This is a genomic window from Mesorhizobium sp. M8A.F.Ca.ET.021.01.1.1, assembly GCF_003998025.1.
Lineage (GTDB): Bacteria > Pseudomonadota > Alphaproteobacteria > Rhizobiales > Rhizobiaceae > Mesorhizobium.
Genome location: NZ_RZSJ01000047.1, coordinates 1 through 18,476, shown reverse-complemented (window position 1 = coordinate 18,476; position 18,476 = coordinate 1). Strand labels below are relative to the sequence as shown.

Here is an 18,476-nt window from a genome sequence, read left to right as displayed (position 1 = left end):
GCACCTGGCTGACGCTGCAGGAGCGGCTGTCGGTGCTGAGCCGGGTGATGGATGAGAATCTCGGCGGCATCCGTGTCGTGCGCGCCTTCGCGGCGCAGCGGCATGAGCTGGCAAAATTCGACCGCGCCAAGCAGGATGCGCTGGAACTCGCCAATGAGCGCGTCGACATCCGCGTCTCGAACACCAGCGCCATGAACTTTTCCTTCCTGGCCGCCATGGGCCTGGTTCTCTGGTTCGGCGGCCAGAAGGTGATCGCGGGGCAGATCAGCGTCGGCACACTGGCCCAGTTTCTCACCTTCATGACCATATTGCAGATGCCGGTGCGCCAGCTCGGCCTGATGGTCAACTCCTTCGCGCGCGCCTCGACCTGTGGCACGCGGCTGTTCGAACTGCTCGATGCCGAACTCGACATCAAGGACGCGCCCGACGCCAGGGAGCTCGTCATCACCGACGGCGTAATGCGCTTCGACAATGTCGGTTTCCGCTATGAGGGCGCGGGCGAGCGTCCGACGCTTTCGGGCGTTTCGTTCGAAGCCAGGCCGGGCGAGACCGTCGGTATCGTCGGCCCGCCGGGCAGCGGCAAGTCGACCATCGCGCATCTGATCCCGCGCTTCTACGACGTGACGTCGGGCGCGATCACCATAGACGGACAGGACATCCGCAAGGTCACGCTGCAGTCGCTGCGCAAGGCGGTCGGCGTCGTCCAGCAGGACGCGTTCCTGTTCACCACCTCGATCGAGAACAACATCGCCTATGGCAATCCCTGGGCGCGCGAGACCCGCATCGGCCAGGCCGCCGAGTATGCCCAGCTGCACAACTATATCATCGGCCTTCCAGCCGGCTACACCACGGTCGTCGGCGAACGTGGCGCGTCGCTTTCCGGCGGCCAGCGGCAGCGCCTGACCATAGCGCGCAGCCTGATGTTGCGGCCATCGGTGCTGGTCTTCGACGATTCCACGGCCGCCGTCGACGCCGGCACCGAGCAGCGTATACGAGCGGCGATGAAGCGCTTCGCCCGGGATCGCGTGACGCTGATCATCTCGCATCGGCTGAGTTCGCTGATGCATGCCGACCAGATCCTTTTCGTCGAGGGCGGGCGGATCGTGGAACGCGGCACGCATGAGGAATTGCTGGCGCTCGGCGGACGCTACCGCGCGCTTTACGACCTGCAGCTACGGCCGGACGACGATCGGCTCGAGGGAGCCGCCTGATGTCGACGCAGGACGACGACGAGAAGGAAGACACAAGCGGACGCCCGACCAAGGCGGTCGTCGGCTCGCACCGCGATGAGGAAGAGGTCTTCGGCAAGGCCTACGACCCGCGCATCGTCAGGCGCATCTGGAGCTTCGTCAGACCGTATCAGGGCCGGATTTTCATCTCGGTCGCCGCCGTGCTGGTGTTCACGCTGACACAGCTGGCGATCCCGCTGGTCATCCGCTACGCCATCGATCACGGCATGGCGCCAGGCAGGCTCGACCGCTCGGTGATGATATCCGCGATCGCAGCCTTCACCGTGATCATCCTCATCAACTATGCCGCCAGCCATGTGCAGGAAAGCGTCGTCGGCAAGGTGGCGGAGAACGTGCTGTCCGACCTGCGCCGCGCCATGTTCAGCCACCTGCAGCGTGTCTCGCTGAGCTTCATGGACAAGACCGAGGTCGGCAGGCTGATGTCGCGCCTGCAGGGCGACGTCAATTCGATGCAGGAGTTCCTCGAAACATCCGTCATGTCGGTAGGCGATATCGTGCTTCTTTTCGGCATCGTCACCGTCCTGCTCTGGCTCGATTTCCGGCTTGGCCTGCTGACGCTGTCGACCATGCCGATGCTGTTCATCGTGCGCCTGTTCTGGCTGCCGCGGGCCAAGGTCGCCTTCATGGCCGCGCACGAAACCAACTCGATCGCCAACGGCGCGCTTGCCGAAGGCATCCACGGCGTGCGTACGGTGCAGAGCCTGGAGCGCCAGCATGTCAATTTCGACCTTTACGACGAAAAGGTTCTGGCCAATCTCAACGCCCATCTGCGGTCGGCGAAATATGCACAGGTGATGGTGCCGATCGTCGACACGCTGACCGGCATCGCCATGGCGACCGTCATCGTCGTCGGCGGGTCGATGGTGCTGTCGCACAGCCTCGATATCGGCGTGATGGTGGCGTTCCTGTTCTACATCCAGCGCTTCTTCGATCCGATCCGCTCGCTCACCATGCAGTACAGCGTCATGCAGCGGGCCATGGCTTCGGGCCAGCGCATCTCCGAAGTGCTCGACGTGCCCGTCGACGTCAGCGACAAGGACGGCGCCATCGCGCTGTCGCGCGACATGGATGGTTCGGTCGAGTTCAGGAACGTCACCTTCGGCTACCGTCAAAATCAGCCGGTGTTGAAGAACATCTCCTTCCGCGTCAATCCGGGCGAGACGGTCGCGCTTGTCGGCCCGACCGGATCGGGCAAGTCGAGCTCGATGGCGCTGGTGCACCGCTTCTACGATGTCTGGTCGGGCGAGGTCCTGGTCGGCGGCCATGACGTGCGCGACCTGACGCAGGATTCGTTGGGCGACCAGGTGGCCATGGTGCTGCAGGAGCCGTTCCTGTTCTCCGGCACGGTGCTGGAGAACATCCGCTATCACAAGACCGGCGCCAGCCGCGAAGAAGTGGTGCGCGCAGCAGTTGCCGTCGGCGCGCACGACTTCATCGAAGACCTGCCCGACGGCTACGACACCGAACTCGAGCAGCGCGGCGGCAATCTCTCGCTCGGCCAGCGCCAGCTGATCAGTTTTGCGCGCGCGCTGGTGGCCGATGCCAAAATCCTTGTGCTCGACGAGGCCACCGCCAGCATCGATTCCTACACCGAGATGCTGATCCAGAAGGCGCTGATCAAACTGCTCGAAGGGCGTACCGGGCTGGTCATCGCGCATCGCCTGGCCACCATCCGCGGCGCAGACCGCATCATCGTCCTGCAGAATGGCGAGATCGTCGAAAGCGGCAACCATGAGCAGCTCATGAAGACGAAAGGTCTCTACGCCCGCCTCTACAACATGAACTACGCTTCCTTCGACGACATTTCCGACGAAGAGATGGGAATGGATGCGGCGGCCGGCAAGGCGACGTGAGCCGGTGCTGGCATGGCGCGAACCGGACGGATTGCTCCATATCCTTGCCGAGAAGACCTTATTTGCGAGATCCCCTGATGTGGCCGCTGACTGCACGCCGTCCCGGGACCGTGAAGCCCGATTTCGTGAAGGAACATGTGCAGCGAGGCGCGCGTTCTTTTCCATATGTCTCGAATGAAAAGGAGACATGCTTATGAAAAAGCCAAGTGTATTCCTCTGTTCCATCGTGTTGACGTTGGCGACGAGCGTTGTCCCGTTTGCCACAGGCGCCGATGCCACCGTTGTCAGGCGCCACTATGTCCGCGTCACCACCGCCCATAATGGCAACACGCACGCCGCGAACCGCGGACACAGACACCATTATGGTTGGGTCGGTAGCAGTTGGACCGGCGAGAATTCGACCGACAACAGCAACTGGATGGACAGCTATTACAATGGCTACGGCAGTTACCGTGGGTATGCCGGCGACTTTTGCGGAACCATCGCATGGACGCTCGAGATATGCAGTCCCCACGGCCCGTAATTCCTGACCGCCGGTGAGACCAACGAAGGTTTACGCCATTTCGGGACGTCTTGACGCCTCGCGGATCGCCTTGTGCACGCCGCGCTGCAAATCCATGAAGGCGGGCGTTTCCATCACCTCTTCGCGGCGCGGGCGCTCGATGTCGACGTTGAAGGTCTGCATGATGCGTCCCGGGCCGATCCCCATGACGACGATGCGGTCCGACAGATAGACGGCCTCCTCGACGTCATGCGTGACGAATAGCACGGTGAGCCTGTGCTCTTCCCAGATCTGGGTCAGGAGTTCCTGCATCTGGTGCCGCGTCAAGGCATCGAGCGCGCCGAAGGGTTCGTCCATCAGCAGCATTTTGGGGCGATAGGAGAGCGCGCGCGCGATGGCGACGCGCTGCTTCATGCCGCCCGACAGTTCGGACGGGAAGCGATCGGCGCTTTGCGACAGCTTGACGAGGTCGAGATGCTCGAGCGCGATCTCGCGGCAGGCGGAGCGATCATAGCCGGCGGCCTTGAGGGCAAACTCGATGTTCTGCCGCGCCGTCAGCCAGGGAAGCAGCGTGTAGGACTGGAAGACGACACCACGGTCGAGACCCGGTTGCAGAATCGGCGCGCCGTCGATGCTGAGATCGCCGGCGTCAAAATCCTGCAGTCCGGCGACGATCGACAGCAACGTGCTCTTGCCGCAGCCCGACGTGCCGACGAGGGAGACGAACTCGTTGTCGGCAAGGTCAAGATTGATGTCCCGCAGCACTTCCGTGCGCCGCTCGCCGGCGCCGAAGCTCTTGTCGAGACCCGCAATGCGCAATTTGGGAACAGTCATCGGCGGTTCCTCATTGCGAGTGGCCATCCTGCCGGAACAGCACCTTCTCCAATGCCTTCATGACCTGGTCGGTGATGAGGCCAAGCACGCCCAGGAGCAGGATGTAGCCGATGATGGTGTTGGTCTGGAAATAGCGCTGCGATACGGTGATGCGATAGCCCAGACCGGATGTCGCCGCGACGAGTTCGGCCAGAACCAGCCATGTCCATGCCCAGCCGAGGCTGATGCGCAGCGTGTCCCAGATGCCCGGCAAGGCGCTGGGCACGACGATGCGCGTCAGGATCTTGCGGTCCGGCAGGCCGAGCGTGCGCCCGAGGCCGATGAAGTCGGCGGGGACCCGTTTCACATTGTCCATGATCATCAGCACCTGCTGGAAGAAGGTGCCGATGAAGATGATCAGGAATTTCTGGGTATCGCCGGTGCCGGCCCACAGGATGGAGAGCGGTACGAAAGCGACAACCGGCATATAGCGGATGAAATCCACCAGCGGCTCGATCGCAGCCTCCCAGGAGCGGAAACTGCCGATCAGCACGCCGATCGGGATGGACAGTGCCGAGGCGAGAAGAAAGCCGATGGAAATGCGGTACATGGAGGCCCGGAGGTCCAGCCACAAGGTGCCGTCGGCCGCGAGCTTGGCGATCTGGGTCGCGACGCTGCCCGGCGACGGCAGGAAGATGGGTTTTACCCATTCCAGCCCGGTCGCCGCCCACCAGGCGAGGCCGAGGCCGACAAAGACGGCCACCGCTATCGCCAGGAAACGTGACCGGGCGATCGGCACGCCGATCCCGGAGGATCGGCGACGCGTGGCCTTCTTCGTGACTGGCTTCGCTGCGGAACGGGCCAGATCGGTTTTCGCGGTGGGTTCTCCCGACATCTGCGTTACCACCGCGATCCGGCCTTCGTCATTCCGCCGCCTTGACGAAGGACGGGTCGATCATCTGCTCCGGCGTCACATCGGCCTGAAGCAGCTTGGCGTTCTTCGCCGCCGCTTCGACATCGGCGAATGTCTTGGTGGTAAAATCGCCGGTGAGCGCCGTCTTGTTTTCGGCCAGGGAATAGTAGCGCACGCCGTCAAAGGCGGTGTTGAGGTCCTTGACGTCGGAACCGACCGCCTTGGCGATGATGGCGCGACCGCCTGATGTATCGGCATTGTAGTCCTTGAGCGCGGCGTCCCAGCTCTTGATCATGGCCAGCACCTGGCCGGGCCGCGACTTGATCACTTCGTCGCGCACCACCAGCACGTCGCTGATCAGGCCGGGATCCTCGCCGGCGGTGAACAACAGCTTGACGTCCTTGTTCTGCGCCATGGCGACGGTGAGATAGGGTTCATAGGTGACCGCGACCGGCACCTGACCCGCGATCAGCGCGCCGCCGGCATCGGACGCCGGCATCGGAACGGCCTTCACATCGTCGATCGACATGCCGTTCTTGGCGAGCGCGTATTTGAGTAGGATGTCGCTCGTCGTGCCTTCCTCGAAGGCGACTTGCTTGCCCTTGAGATCGGCGATGGAGGTGACGTCCTTGCCGGCGACGATGGCGTCTGCCGTCATGGAGACATCGAGCAGCAGCACGATCTTCACCGGAAGGCCGGCCGCAACCATGCCCATCGCCGTGTGGGTGGCGATGTTGGCGGCGTCGAGCTGGCCGCTGGCCAGTGCGGCGTTGATATCCTTGTCCTCGGCGAAATTGACGATCTGGACATCCGACAGACCGTTCGTCTTGAACAGGCCCTTGGCGTCGGCAACGTGCCACTGGCCATAGCCAAGCCAGGGCTCGATGCCGATCTTGAACGATCCGGCCTCGGGCGTCGTGGGAATGGCCGCATCGGCGGCATGGGCTGTCGGGGCGGCGGTGAGCCCGACGGCAACGGCCATCACCAACGCGCGAAATTGTCCTGCTAGGTTAAGCGTCATCTTTCGTTCCCCTTGGTGATCAGACCGCTTTTTTACCCAGGCATCCGGTCTGGTGAGACTGCGGGTTCTGCTCTTGCGGCACTGTGCCTCGGCGTCTTGCCCGCCACTTCGTGGTTGAAGTGCTGGCACATTTCAGCGTCAGCGGAAGCGGATGTCAAGGCTAAAATACATACATGCATATACAAGTTGAAGTGACTCAAATTTTGCGTTGATCCGGCGCGTCCCCTGCCTGACTACTCATGCTTTTCAGGATCGATCCGATCGAGAAAACCGGTCATCCGGTCGGTTCCGCCATCGGGCTCGCTGCCGACCATGACCGCGACCGAAAACCCGATGAGAGACGAGACCGGCGTGTGGCTGCGCGCGCCGGCCCGCAGGTTCATCACCAGGGTCGGCGACAGGAACAGCCCAGAGCGCAGCACCGTTCGCCAATCCGCCGGCAGCATGCCGCGCCGCTTGAGTTCCAGCAGCAAGGGCCGCCACAGCTCCATCGCCTTCACCTCCAGAAGGTCGCGGCGGATCGGGCTCAAATCCCAGTCCGTGTCGACATACAGAAAGTCGCCATCCAGCCGCGCCCGCGCTTGAAAAGCCTGGGTCGCCATGGCCGGATCGTAGAGCCAGAAGGGATGGGCGAAGATGTTGTGGAACGTCGCCTTCACCTTGGCCAGCAGCGTCGGGATGTGCGAGCCGGCAAAGGCCGGATCGAAGAAGGACAGTTCCGCCCGTCCCGCCGTCTCCACGTACCAGACATTGGCATTGTGGGCGTCGCCATGCGCGACCACGCCGCCGGCATCGGCAAGCCGGTCCGGCCGCAGGCGCTCCGCGGCGGCGTCGAAGAGCTCGCCGATGCTGCTGATGTAGCGCTGCCCGTTGATGACGAATTTCAGCCGGGAAAACCGATCCCAATCCAGTTCCGCGCCGGGAAAGACAAACGACTTGCCGACGTAGAAATCGGCCAGGCGGCCACCTGGCGACAAACGCGTATCGGCGTCGATCAGCCGCTCATGAAACAACCGGTGGATCGGCTCGGCCGACACCTGCGCGACGGTCACCGGATGCAGCGTTTCGAGATAGACATCGAGCAGCCTGGCGGACAGGTCACGCTCGGCAAGAACCGCCTCGCGGCGCCTGCCGGCATCGTCCTTGGTGTCCAGCGCGAACAGCACATCCGAAAATCGAGGATCCACGCGGCGGCTATAGACAAGGATCTGCTCGCCGGGCTGGGCGGACATATGCACGGGCTGGTCGACCGGCAAGCCGGCGCGCGACAGGATTTCGGCCCGGTAATACTCGCCGGCCATCGCCTCTTCCCGTTCTTCCTGATGGAATTTGAAGAAATACGGTTGGCCGTCACTGTCAAAGAAGCCATTCAGGGAGTTGAGGCTGTATTTGTCGACATTGATGCGGACGTTGCCGGGGTTCATCCCGAACAGGTCCCCCAGCAACGCCGATAGCGCGCGTTGCGCTTCGGCGACATCATGCTGCGCGAGAGCCCGTATCCGGGCCGTGCGGCTCGGTGTCGCCGTCATCCCCAGACTCCGCAAGCCCGTGCGTCCACCAGCCGAAGCACTCTTATCGATACATGTATATACATTTGAACGAAGCCTCGGCTTGCATTGGTTCGTCGAAGTCAGCTTGCCCTGGAAGGCGAGTAGCGGCTGCCTAGCGAGTAGCGGCTGCCGGCATAGGTCAGCTTGCTGATCGTGGCCACGACCGCCCCAGTCCATGTCCGGCGATGCAGGAGAAGGCAGCAACTGCCGACATCGATGCCCAGATGCTGCGCCGTCTCCCTGTCGGCCGGGACGGCGGAGATGATATGCTCGACCTCGGTGACCGGGGTCTTCTGCATCAGGTAGTCATAGGTCGCCGTCCTGGTGAAATCCTGCTTGTCATAGTCGGGGATCAGGCCCGGATTGACGAAGCGCTCTTCCAGTTGCACCGGCAGGTCGTTCTCGAAATTGACGACGACGGAGTGATAGATCGAGGTGCGCTTCGCAAACTCGAACGACAGCGCGAGTTCCTTCGTCGGCACGATGGTTTCGAGGACCAGGACTTCGGAGCGATGCCTGTTGCCGCGCTCGACGATCTCGGCGGCGATGTTGTTGATCTCGATCAGAGTCGATTGCGGCCGGGGTGGCGCGATGAATGTTCCGACGCCTTGCAGCCGGATCAGGAATCCCGCGGCGGTCAGTTCCCGCAAGGCCCGGTGAACCGTCATCCGTGACACACCCAGCGAAACCACCAGCTCGTTCTCGGACGGCAGCTTGCGGTCCTTGCCCCATTTGCCCGTTCCGATGTTGGTCAGGATGTAGTCCTTCACCTTCTCGTAGAGGGGGCTCGCCGTATCGGGCAAATCGATCATTTCAAAAATCCTTTCCGGCAGGTTGCCGCATGCGGATGATTGTTTTCAAGCCATCGCTCTTCCCGGCCAACAGCCGCTCATAGGCGGCTGGAATATCGTCCAGGCCTATCTCGCGGTCGACCAAGGCCAGAAGCGGCTCGCTGAGTTCACCCAGCATGCGGACAGCGTCGGGCAATTCGTCGGCGAAGGCGTGACATCCCAGCAATGCAATCTCGCGCTCGACCAGAAGATTGGGGTCGATGTCGAGGCGGCCATGAAATATCCCGACCATCGCCACCGCGCCACCTGGATCGAGAACGCCGAGCAACTGGTTGAACGCAGCGATGCTGCCCGTCGCCTCGACGGCCGCCAACAGCGGGGCATTGGCGATGGCTGCGGCAATGGCATCGCGGTCGAGATCGACGATCGTGGCGCTCGTTACCCGCGCCACGCGGGCACAACGTGCCTGGTTGCGGTCGGCGACAAGCACGGTTCCGGCGAAGGTTCGGGAGAGCAGCAACGCGGCAAGACCACCGATCGGCCCACAGCCGACGACCAAAACCGAACCGACCGTTTTCGGCAGACGCCGCACCGCGTGCAGCGCGACCGCGAGGGGTTCGACCATGGCGGCGACCCGTTCGTCAAGGCCGGCGTCGATGACATGGAGCAAACGTGCGGGCAACACCGCCTGTTCGGCGAAACCGCCGTCGCAGATTTCGCCGACGAAGCCCAGCGCAGCGCAGAGATGCCGCTTGCCGGCACGGCATTGCGCGCAATCCCCGCACCAGAAACGGGAATCGGCGACCACTCTGTCGCCGACAGCGATTGTGTCGACGCCCTCGCCCAGCGCGATCACCGTACCGGTCAGCTCATGGCCAGCCGTCGAAGGCGAACGGCTTATCCACTGGCCGGTGCGGAAATTGTGCAGGTCCGAACCGCAGATTCCGGCGGCATCGATCCTGAGCTTTGCCCAGCCGGCATCCGGGATACCTGGCGCGGCGACATCCTCGACGCGCAGATCCCCCGGTCCATAAAGTCGCGCCGCCTTCATCGCGATGGTCCCCCTCAGCCGGCGAGATAGCGGTCGCGGATCTCCGAAACCGCGTTTTCATGCGAGCTGAAGCCTTCGTAGCGGGCGAGCCGGCGGGCATGCCGCGCCAGTTCCGGATAGGCGGCCGAGGTCACATAGCCAACCGACGAGCGCTTGACGAAATCCGTTACAGAGAGCGGCCCGTAGGTCCGCGCCCAGCGGCTGGTCGGCAGCACGGCATTCGGCCCGAGAACGAAATTGGCAAGTGTCACCGGCGTGTGCGGACCCATCAGGATTTCCGCCGCCTCGGTGATGTGGCCGAGATGCGCGAACGGCTCCTTCGAGAGGATCTCGAGATGTTCGGGCGCATAGTCGTTGATGAAGCGGTAAGACTCTTCCAGCGACCCGGTCAGCACGATGCCGCCGCGCTCTCCCGTCAGCACCGCGCGCGAGAATTCCACACGCTGTTCGGTCATACGCGACCAGTGTTCGGGAAGTGCCGCGAGCGCTGCTTCGGCAACCTTTCGGCTGTGGGTTACAAGATAGGCGGAGGAATCCGGCCCGTGCTCGGCCTCAATCAGCAGATCGAGCGCGGCGAGGCCTCCATCGACGCTGTCGTCGGCAAAGATGATGGCTTCCGACGGTCCGGCCGGCAGACCCGTGTTGATGATCGAGGACAGAACGCTCTTGGCTGCCACCACCCAGGGGCTGCCCGGGCCGACGATCTTGAGTGCCGGCTTCACCGTTTCGGTGCCGTAGGCGACCGCGGCGACGGCCTGGGCGCCGCCGCATTTGTACACGGTCTCGACGCCGGCAAGGCGAGCGGCGACCAGTGTGGCCGCGTCCACGGAACCATCCGGGGTTGGTGGCGTCACGATGGCAATCTGCGGCACGCCGGCGATGACGGCTGGAACCGACGTCATCATCGTCACCGACGGAAAGGCGCCCTTGCCGCGCGGCACGTAAAGCGCGACGGAGGCGATCGGCGTGTACCTGTCGCCGGCATAGGCGCCCGGGCGGACCTCCTTGAGCCACATGGTTTCCGGCTTCTGCTCTTCATGAAAATGCCGGATGTTGTCGATGCCGAACCTGATGCTCTCGACGACATCCTTCTCGACCTTGTCGAATGCCGCGTCGAATTCCGCTTCCGACACCTTCAGTCCGCCTTCGGCCACATTGGCCTTGTCGAGATCCCTGGCGAAGCGGATCAGGGCGGCGTCACCCTCGTCCCTGACCGCCTGGATGATCGGGCGGACCTTTTCGACGAAGACCGACAGATCGCCCTCGGCGCGTTTCAGCAGCCCGGCCCGCCGAGTGGCATCAAGGGATGACAGATCGTGGAAGCTGATGTCGGACATGGATTTTTCCTTCAGTTCAGAGCGCAATGTGCCGACCGGTCACATCTGCGCTAGACATTCAATTCGAAACATCGGCGATCTACGTCAGACCGAAGCAAGGAACCCGCCGTCCACCGGAATGGACTGGCCGGTTATGTAGGCGGCGGCATCCGAGGCAAGGAACACGGCGATGCCGTGCAGATCGCGCAGATCGCCGAAACGGTGCTGCGGAATCTTGGCGAGCATGGATTGCCGCCATGCCTCATTGCCGTAAAACACCTCCGTCATCGCCGTCCTGAAATAGCCTGGGGCAATGGCGTTGACCCTGATGCCAAGCTGCGCCCACTCCGCCGCGAGAGCCCGTGTCATGCCGAGCAGGCCCGACTTGGAAGAGCCATACGGCACCGCCGTTGGAATGCCGACTTCTGACGTCAGCGAACAGAGGTTGATGATGGCGCCGGGCCGGCCAGCATCCCGCATCTGCAGCGCCGCCGCCTGGGCACAGAAGAACGCCCCCTTGAGATTGGTGTCGACGATCCGGTCCCACAGCGCCTCGTCGACATCGAGCGATGGCCGGACCTCTTCTACCCCGGCATTGTTGACGAGAATGTCGAGGCCGCCAAGCAGACGGGCTGCCTCGGCAGCAGCCGCGCGGCACTGGCCGACGTCGGTCACGTCAAGGGCAATGGCGTGCGCAACCCCGCCGCCCGCGCGAATGCCCGCCGCCGTCTCATCAAGCGAGTCCACGCTACGCGCCGTGACCGCGACGTCGGCGCCGGCGGCGCTCAGCGCCTCGGCGATGCTGCGGCCAATGCCGCGGCTGGCACCGGTGACCAGCGCCTTCCTGCCAGAGAGGTCGAAAAGAGCAGCGTTGCGCATATGATCCTCCTTGGCCGCTCCGGTTGCGTGGCACAGAGACTATCAGATCGACTTACATATACAAGCATATACAAACAGCCTCGAGTGCGATAGTGGTGACGTCGTCCGCCGCACGCGCGACCCCACAGTTGGCTCTTTAATACGAGATGCCACGGGCGGCGATTGTTCGAGGTTTGTCTGGCGACAATAATCGGCCGGCGATGGAGGAGACCAGACATGTCCAACGCTTCAGACATGGTCCGCACCGAAGTCACGCGCCTGTCGCCTTACAATTCCGGGCTGACCATCGCCGAGGTCATGCTGCGATACGCCCCGGCCAGGATCGCCAAACTGGGCTCGAATGAAAACCCGATCGGCCCGAGCCCGACCCTGGCCAAGATGATCCAGGGCGGCTCCGAAATGTTCCGGCTCTATCCGGATCCGGCCGGGCGCGAACTGCGGCAGGCCATCGCCACCAGACATGCGGCGGGCGAGGACCAGGTCATCCTCGGCAACGGCTCGGAAGACCTCCTCTCCGTCATCAGCCGTGCCGTCCTGCGGCCCGGCGACGTCGTCGTCACGCTCTATCCATCGTTCCCGCTGCACGAGGACTATGCGACGCTGATGGGTGCAAGCGTCAACCGTGTAACCGTCAACGGCGATCTTAGCATCAATCTCGACGCGCTGATCGAGGCAGTGCGCGAACGGCCGCGCATGCTGCTGTTCTCCAATCCGATGAACCCGGCCGGCAGTTGGCTCTCCGGCGGCGATCTGTCGAGGCTCCTGGACGCTGTCAGCGACGAGACGCTGATCGTCGTGGATGAAGCCTATGCCGAATATGCCGAGGGAGACGACTATGTTTCGTCCCTGCCCTGTCTGAGCAAACGCGATCAACCCTGGATCGTGCTGCGGACATTTTCCAAGGCGTTCGGACTGGCAGGGCTGCGGATCGGCTTCGGCATTGTCGGCGACCCGCAATTGCGCGCGTTGCTCGACAGGGTGCGCACGCCTTTCAACGCCAATGGCGTCGCGCAGGCGGCGGCGCTTGCGGCGCTCGCCGATGAGGAGCACCTTGCCAAGGTCGTCGCGCTGGCCAGGACGGAGCGGGCACGCGTCGAGCGTTTCCTGGCGGGCAAGGGCCTCGAAGTCGCCCCGTCCCGAGGCAATTTCCTGTTCTTCGACTGCCGGCAAGATGCCTCCACCTTCGTCGAAGGCCTGCTGCGTAACGGCGTCATCGTCAAGCCATGGAAACAGGCAGGCTTCGACACTTATGTGCGCGTCAGCATCGGCTCGCCGTCGGAGAATGACCACTTCATGGCCGCCCTGTCGCAATTGTTGTGATTTCCCGACGCCACGCAGAATTGCCTGGCGTACCCGACACCAAAGTCTGGGTCTGCCACGCGCGCAAGATATCGGGCAATTGAAAGCCAGATATCTCAAGCCAGCCGCCTTGTCGTAAGAGCCTCGTCCATGCCCGCAAGCAGCCCGCCCAGTAGCCTCTATCGCGATACGGCCGGCGGCACAGCCAATTACCCTGCCCTTTCCGGGGCGCACAGGGCAAGGGTCGCCATCGTCGGCGGTGGCTTCACAGGCCTTTCCACCGCCTTGCACCTGGCGGAAGCCGGCGACGACGTCTGCGTGCTCGAGGCCCATCAGCCGGGCTGGGGGGCGTCGGGCAGAAATGGCGGCCAGGTCAATCCCGGTCTCAAATACGATCCCGACACGATCGAGGCGATGTTCGGCCCCGATCTCGGGCAGCGGATGACCGACTTCTCCTACGGTGCGCCGGATTTCACCTTCGGCCTCATCAAGCGCCTGTCGATCGATTGCGAGGCCCGGCAAAACGGTACGATACGCGCGGCCATCCGGCCGAAGCCGGCAGCCGCGGTGCGGGCCACGGCAACGCAATGCAAGCGGCGGGGGATGCCGGTCGGCTTGCTCGACGCAACGGCGATGGCGGCGCGAACCGGCACCGACAGATACATATCCGGCATGTTCGATGCCCGCGGCGGCGACCTTCATCCCTTGAAATACACGCTCGGCCTGGCTGCCGCCGCGCGGAAGGCCGGCGCGCGGATATACGGCGGCAGCGAAGTCCTCTCGCTGAACAGGCAGGCCGGACGCTGGGTCCTCAAGACGGCAGACGGCTCTGTCAGCGCCGAGAAGGTCCTTGTCGCGACCAACGGCTATACCGGCGACCTGTGGCCGGGCCTGGAGCAGTCGCTCGTTCCGGTGTTCAGCGCCATCGCGGCGACCGAACCGCTGTCACCAACGGTCGCGGCCGCAATCCTCCCTCAAAGGCCCGTCGTTTACGAAGCCGGCAATATCACCGTCTATTACCGCGTCGATGCGCAAAACCGGCTTCTCATGGGCGGCCGGGGACCGATGAGACCCATCGGCGATGCTTCCGCCATCCGCTACCTCACCGATTATGCGCTACGGCTCTGGCCGGTGCTTGCCGGAACCGGGTGGACACATGGCTGGAACGGCCGGGTCGCCATCACCAAGGATCATCTCCTGCACGTTCACGAGCCGGAGGACGGCATCCTGATTTGCCTTGGCTACAACGGCCGCGGTGTTGCCATGGCCTCTGCGATGGGCAATGCGCTGGCAAATCGCCTTCGCGGCGACGCGACCACGCCCTTCCCGATGCCGTTATCGGGGCTGAAGCCAATCCGGTTCCATCGCTTCTGGCCGCTTGGCGTCAAGGCGGCGATCCTTTCGGGCCGGGTGAAGGACCGATTCGGCCTCTGACGAGAAGAGCCCGCCCGGCATCTCCTAGCGAACCTTCGGAAACGTGTCGCCGGCCGGCGCGTTGGCCCAACTCTGCAGGGTCTGGCCGCCGTCGATCAGCCAGTCGACGCCGGTGACATGCCTTGCCTCGTCCGAGGCGAGGAAAGCCACCGCCGCGGCGACATCGTCCGGTTGGCCGATGCGGCGCAACGGAATCCGGTCGGCGAAATGCTGGACGCTGCTCTTGAAATCGCCCTCCCCAGAAGCCGGCACGCCGAGCGTCGTCTCGATGACACCCGGACAGATGGCGTTGACCCGGATGCCGTAAGGCGCGGCATCGAGCGCCGCGACCCGCGTCAGTCCGACCACGCCATGTTTCGACGCGACATAGCCGGCGCCGCCTGACAGGACGTCCCAACCGGCCATCGACGATCCCATATTGACGATCGAGCCGCCGGTTCCGGCCTTGATCATGGCCTGGAGCGATGCCTGCAAGACGAGGAAGATACCGCGCAAATTGATGCGGATGACGGCGTCCCAATCCTCCACCGGCAGCTCGTGCACGGGAGCGACGACACCGGAAATCCCGGCATTGTTTAACACCACATCCAGCCCGCCGAAGGCCTCGACGGCCGTTTCGACGGCGCCGCGCACGCTGTTCTCGTCGGTGACGTCGGCCTCGATGGCGATGATTTTTTTGCCAAGCGAGCTGGCCAGTTGCCGCGCCGCCGCGCCGTTGCGGTCGACGATCGCGACCCGCGCGCCTTCGCCGAGAAAACGCCGGACCGCGGCGCTGCCAATGGCGCCGGCACCGCCGGTGACGAGGACTTTCTTCCGGTCGAACCGCTTCATCCCTGGGTCTCCGGCTTTGGATAGGAACGCCATGAGTGCCGCGGCTCGAAGCCGATCGTTTCGCGCGCATGGGCCGTATCGAGCACCGAACCGAAGCCGGCAATCGGCCGCGACAGCGGGACAGCTGGATAGACCCGGCGCACGAGCGGCTCGCTTTCCTCCTCCATGAAGGTGTCGGCGGCGCTGAGCAGGACGCGCAGATGGCCACTGCCTTGCCACTCGAGCGCCCGCAGAAAGCCTTGACCGGCATCGCGCGCGTCGAGATAGCTCCACAGGTCGCGGGCACTGTCGGCGGTGGCGCGGCGCGGACCGACGCCGGCGAAGAAGGACTGCGGGGTCTGGATCCACGGCATGCGGATGCTGACGGCTGAAAACGCGCCGCGGCGCACCGCGGCGTCGACGATCTCCTCACCCAGCCATTTCGACAGGCCGTAGGGATCCTGCGCACCGACCGGATGGTTCATATCGACCGGCAGATAAGGCGGAATGACCGTCTTCTCGAAGAAGGGATAGCCGAAGACGCTGAAGGACGAGGCATAGACGAGGCGCCTGGCGCCGGCCAGGGCAGCGGCCTCGACGACATTGTAGGCGGTCGCGATGTTGGTCTTGAACACCTCGCCGCCGGCCCGCCCGGTTGGGCGCGGGATCGCCGCCATATGCACCACGGCATCGCAATCGCGTACCAGCTGCAGGGTCGATCCCAGATCCGTCAGATCGGCGGTGGCGTGCCGCCATGCCGCGCCGGCGGGCGCCACCGCGTCGATGCCCAGCACATCGTGGCCGGCCGCAACCAGGGCCTCGGCCACATGGCGCCCAAGCAGACCGCTGGCCCCGGTGATGATTGTCTTCATATCACAGCCCTCGGCCGGCAAACTTGGCGATCTGAATATCATTGATGGTCATACAAATCGAGCACATGATTGCCACCTCTTGTCAAGGCCATGTCGCGCCGGACAAATAGCGCATACGCTGGTGCGACCAACGTGCGCAAGGCTGGCGGTCACCGCTTTGCGTCGAACGGGATTGACTTGGCATTCGCCAGGGTTTTTTGTATGAGCATCAACGATCGACCCAAGGAGACCGCCATGGCCGTGGACGTCTTTTCCTCGCACCGGCACGACGACGCGATGCGCCTCGATCGGCACCGTGCGGCGATCGTGGTCATCGATATGGTCAATGAATTCTGCAAGCCCGGCGGGGCCATGGTCCTGCCTGGCTATGAGACGCTGGTCCCACCGCAACTGGCTGTCATCGAGGCTGCGCGCGCCGCCGGCGTCCCGGTGATCTGGGTTCACGACGCGCACCGGCCGGGCATGCGCCGCGAGCGCGAATGGGTGAAGCGCACGCCGCATTGCGTGGAAGGAAGCTGGGGACCTGAAATCATCGAGGACCTGGGTGCCCGCGACGATGAGATCCACGTGATCAAGCGCCGCTACTCGGCCTTCTTTCAGACCGACCTCGACCTGACGCTCAAGGACATGCAGGTCGACCAGCTGGTCATATTCGGCGTGGTCACCAATATCTGCGTGCGCTCGACCGTCCACGACGCTTTTTTCCAGGGCTATGAAGTGGTGGTGCCAAGCGATTGCTGCGCGGCGACGGGACCGCGCGAGCAGGAAAGCTCGCTCTACGATATAGCGACTCATTTCGGCGTGGTCAGCGGTTCGGCTGATGTCGTCGCGGCTCTTCGCGATGGAGCCTCACTGCAACCGGCTGAAGTTGCGGCTTGAGCCCTGGAGTGAGCAACATCCAAGACAGGCAACAGGAGTCCGGTTTGACGACCGAAAAGAAATCCGAGAAAGACGCGACACCGAAGCGGCAGCGCGGCAAGGCGCCGCCGCTGAGCCGCGAGCAGGTGCTGCAGCAATACGCGCAGACCGGATACGCGTTGGACCTCCATCCGGCTCACGTCATCCGCAAGGCGCATCAGCGCGCGACGCTGCGGTTCCAGCAGGTGATGGCGGGCGAAGACCTTTCGCCGACCCAGTTCGCCGCGCTTGCCACGATCCTCAAGCATGGCGAGGTCTCGCAGAACCACCTCGGCCGGCTGACGGCGATGGACCCGTCGACCATCAGCATCGTGATGCGCAAGCTGCTCAAGCACGGACTGATCACGCGCAGCGCCTCCGACACCGACCAGCGCCTGTCGATGATCGCTCTGACCGAGAAGGGGACCGAGTATACGCTCGAACGGCTTGAACGCAGCGTCGAAGTCGGGCGCCGCTTCCTGTCGCCGCTTTCACCCGCCGAGCAGGCGACGTTGCTTCGCTTGCTCACGCGTATCAACGACGACGATCCATCGAATGGCGACAGCGGCAAGTAAGCCCGCGTCGGGACCTTTCCATGCCAGCAGAAGTGAGAACCGATGTCGTCCGACCCCAAGTCGTCTGCCAACACGCTCGTCGTCCGCAATATCGGCCTGATGCTGAGCGGTGACCTCGGCCGACCGATCCTCGAGGCCGACACCCTTGTCATTGCCGACGGGCGCATTTCCGCCATCGGCAAGGCAAGCGAGGTCGACGGCGGCAACGCCGCGACGATCATCGACGCGATGGGCTGCGCCGTGGCGCCGGGGCTCATCGACAACCATGTCCATCCGGTCGCGGGCGATTGGACGCCGCGGCAGAACCAGATCGGCTGGATGGATTCGACCGTGCATGGCGGCGTCACCACGATCATTTCGGCGGGAGAGGTCCACACACCGGGCCGCCCGCGCGACCTGGTCGGGCTGAAGGCGCTGGCGATCGCGGCACAGCGCACCTTCTCCAACTTCCGCCCCAACGGCATGAAGATCCTGGCCGGCGCTCCCATCCTGGAACCCGGCCTGGTCGAGGAGGATTTCCGCAGCCTTGCCGAGGCCGGCGTCACGCTTGTCGGCGAGGTCGGGCTCGGCGGCGTCAAGGACGGTCCGACCGGCCGCCAGATGATCGGCTGGGCGCGCAAATACGGCATGACCTCGATGACCCATACGGG

17 protein-coding genes and 1 pseudogene are annotated in these 18,476 nt (G+C 63.8%); 8 read left to right on the top strand and 10 right to left on the bottom strand.

Features of this window, described 5'->3' with window-relative positions:
* The 3 genes from EOA36_RS06635 to EOA36_RS06625 all read left to right on the top strand — a co-directional run.
* Window positions 1-1,211, top strand: a 1,211-nt coding sequence (locus EOA36_RS06635) for an ABC transporter ATP-binding protein (protein ID WP_145969117.1), incomplete at its 5' end; no start/stop codon positions are given.
* Window positions 1,211-3,103 carry an ABC transporter ATP-binding protein gene (locus EOA36_RS06630; RefSeq protein ID WP_127276167.1) on the top strand — a complete coding sequence of 631 codons (1,893 nt, stop codon included), beginning with the start codon at window positions 1,211-1,213 and terminating at the stop codon, window positions 3,101-3,103. The genes EOA36_RS06635 and EOA36_RS06630, both read left to right, overlap by 1 nt.
* Before the next feature lie 193 nt (window positions 3,104-3,296).
* Entirely contained in the window at window positions 3,297-3,626 is a 330-nt protein-coding gene (locus EOA36_RS06625) for a hypothetical protein (protein ID WP_127276165.1), read from the top strand.
* Between the two features lie 30 nt (window positions 3,627-3,656).
* Here the strand turns inward: EOA36_RS06625 and EOA36_RS06620 are convergent, their stop codons facing one another.
* The 8 genes from EOA36_RS06620 to EOA36_RS06585 all read right to left on the bottom strand — a co-directional run bounded on the left by EOA36_RS06620 (window position 3,657) and on the right by EOA36_RS06585 (window position 11,939).
* A complete protein-coding gene (locus EOA36_RS06620) occupies window positions 3,657-4,439 on the bottom strand; it encodes an ABC transporter ATP-binding protein (RefSeq protein ID WP_127276163.1) in 783 nt (260 codons plus the stop codon).
* A gap of 10 nt (window positions 4,440-4,449) precedes the next feature.
* On the bottom strand, window positions 4,450-5,313 hold the full coding sequence (locus EOA36_RS06615; protein ID WP_127276161.1) for an ABC transporter permease: 864 nt from the start codon (window positions 5,311-5,313) through the stop codon (window positions 4,450-4,452).
* A gap of 28 nt (window positions 5,314-5,341) precedes the next feature.
* On the bottom strand, window positions 5,342-6,352 hold the full coding sequence (locus EOA36_RS06610; RefSeq protein ID WP_127276159.1) for an ABC transporter substrate-binding protein: 1,011 nt from the start codon (window positions 6,350-6,352) through the stop codon (window positions 5,342-5,344).
* A 233-nt stretch (window positions 6,353-6,585) separates the two neighbouring features.
* Window positions 6,586-7,881 (bottom strand): hypothetical protein, encoded by a 1,296-nt coding sequence (locus EOA36_RS06605; protein WP_127276157.1) that lies wholly within the window; start codon window positions 7,879-7,881, stop codon window positions 6,586-6,588.
* Between the two features lie 101 nt (window positions 7,882-7,982).
* The gene (gene hutC / locus EOA36_RS06600; protein ID WP_127276155.1) at window positions 7,983-8,714 is read right to left on the bottom strand and encodes a histidine utilization repressor; all 732 of its coding nucleotides are present in this window, start codon (window positions 8,712-8,714) and stop codon (window positions 7,983-7,985) included.
* A gap of 1 nt (window position 8,715) precedes the next feature.
* Complete coding sequence (locus tag EOA36_RS06595; protein ID WP_127276153.1) at window positions 8,716-9,744, bottom strand: zinc-binding dehydrogenase; 1,029 nt, start codon at window positions 9,742-9,744, stop codon at window positions 8,716-8,718.
* A 14-nt stretch (window positions 9,745-9,758) separates the two neighbouring features.
* Window positions 9,759-11,081, bottom strand: coding sequence for a histidinol dehydrogenase (hisD, locus tag EOA36_RS06590; RefSeq protein WP_127276151.1), 1,323 nt, complete (start codon window positions 11,079-11,081; stop codon window positions 9,759-9,761).
* Window positions 11,082-11,165: 84 nt separating this feature from the next.
* Complete coding sequence (locus EOA36_RS06585; protein WP_127276149.1) at window positions 11,166-11,939, bottom strand: glucose 1-dehydrogenase; 774 nt, start codon at window positions 11,937-11,939, stop codon at window positions 11,166-11,168.
* 216 nt (window positions 11,940-12,155) lie between these two features.
* Between EOA36_RS06585 and EOA36_RS06580 the strand changes: the two genes are divergently transcribed.
* The gene (locus EOA36_RS06580; RefSeq protein ID WP_127276147.1) at window positions 12,156-13,259 is read left to right on the top strand and encodes a histidinol-phosphate transaminase; all 1,104 of its coding nucleotides are present in this window, start codon (window positions 12,156-12,158) and stop codon (window positions 13,257-13,259) included.
* Window positions 13,260-13,388: 129 nt separating this feature from the next.
* The gene (locus tag EOA36_RS06575; protein ID WP_127276145.1) at window positions 13,389-14,672 is read left to right on the top strand and encodes an FAD-binding oxidoreductase; all 1,284 of its coding nucleotides are present in this window, start codon (window positions 13,389-13,391) and stop codon (window positions 14,670-14,672) included.
* 24 nt (window positions 14,673-14,696) lie between these two features.
* Here EOA36_RS06575 and EOA36_RS06570 read toward each other — a convergent pair whose 3' ends face one another.
* Both EOA36_RS06570 and EOA36_RS06565 read right to left on the bottom strand, forming a co-directional pair.
* Window positions 14,697-15,503, bottom strand: a complete 807-nt coding sequence (locus tag EOA36_RS06570; protein ID WP_127276142.1) for an SDR family NAD(P)-dependent oxidoreductase — start codon at window positions 15,501-15,503, stop codon at window positions 14,697-14,699.
* Entirely contained in the window at window positions 15,500-16,354 is an 855-nt protein-coding gene (locus tag EOA36_RS06565; RefSeq protein ID WP_127276140.1) for an NAD(P)-dependent oxidoreductase, read from the bottom strand. Before EOA36_RS06565 ends, EOA36_RS06570 begins: the two co-directional genes overlap by 4 nt.
* 234 nt (window positions 16,355-16,588) lie before the next feature.
* On the opposite strand from EOA36_RS06565, the gene EOA36_RS06560 reads away from it, so the two are divergent.
* From EOA36_RS06560 to EOA36_RS06550, 3 genes and pseudogenes are all read left to right on the top strand, one after another.
* Window positions 16,589-17,233 carry an isochorismatase family cysteine hydrolase gene (locus tag EOA36_RS06560; RefSeq protein WP_127276138.1) on the top strand — a complete coding sequence of 215 codons (645 nt, stop codon included), beginning with the start codon at window positions 16,589-16,591 and terminating at the stop codon, window positions 17,231-17,233.
* A gap of 44 nt (window positions 17,234-17,277) precedes the next feature.
* The gene (locus EOA36_RS06555; RefSeq protein WP_127276136.1) at window positions 17,278-17,826 is read left to right on the top strand and encodes a MarR family winged helix-turn-helix transcriptional regulator; all 549 of its coding nucleotides are present in this window, start codon (window positions 17,278-17,280) and stop codon (window positions 17,824-17,826) included.
* Window positions 17,827-17,868: 42 nt separating this feature from the next.
* A pseudogene (locus EOA36_RS06550) lies at window positions 17,869-18,476 on the top strand (Enamidase); the annotation flags it as partial.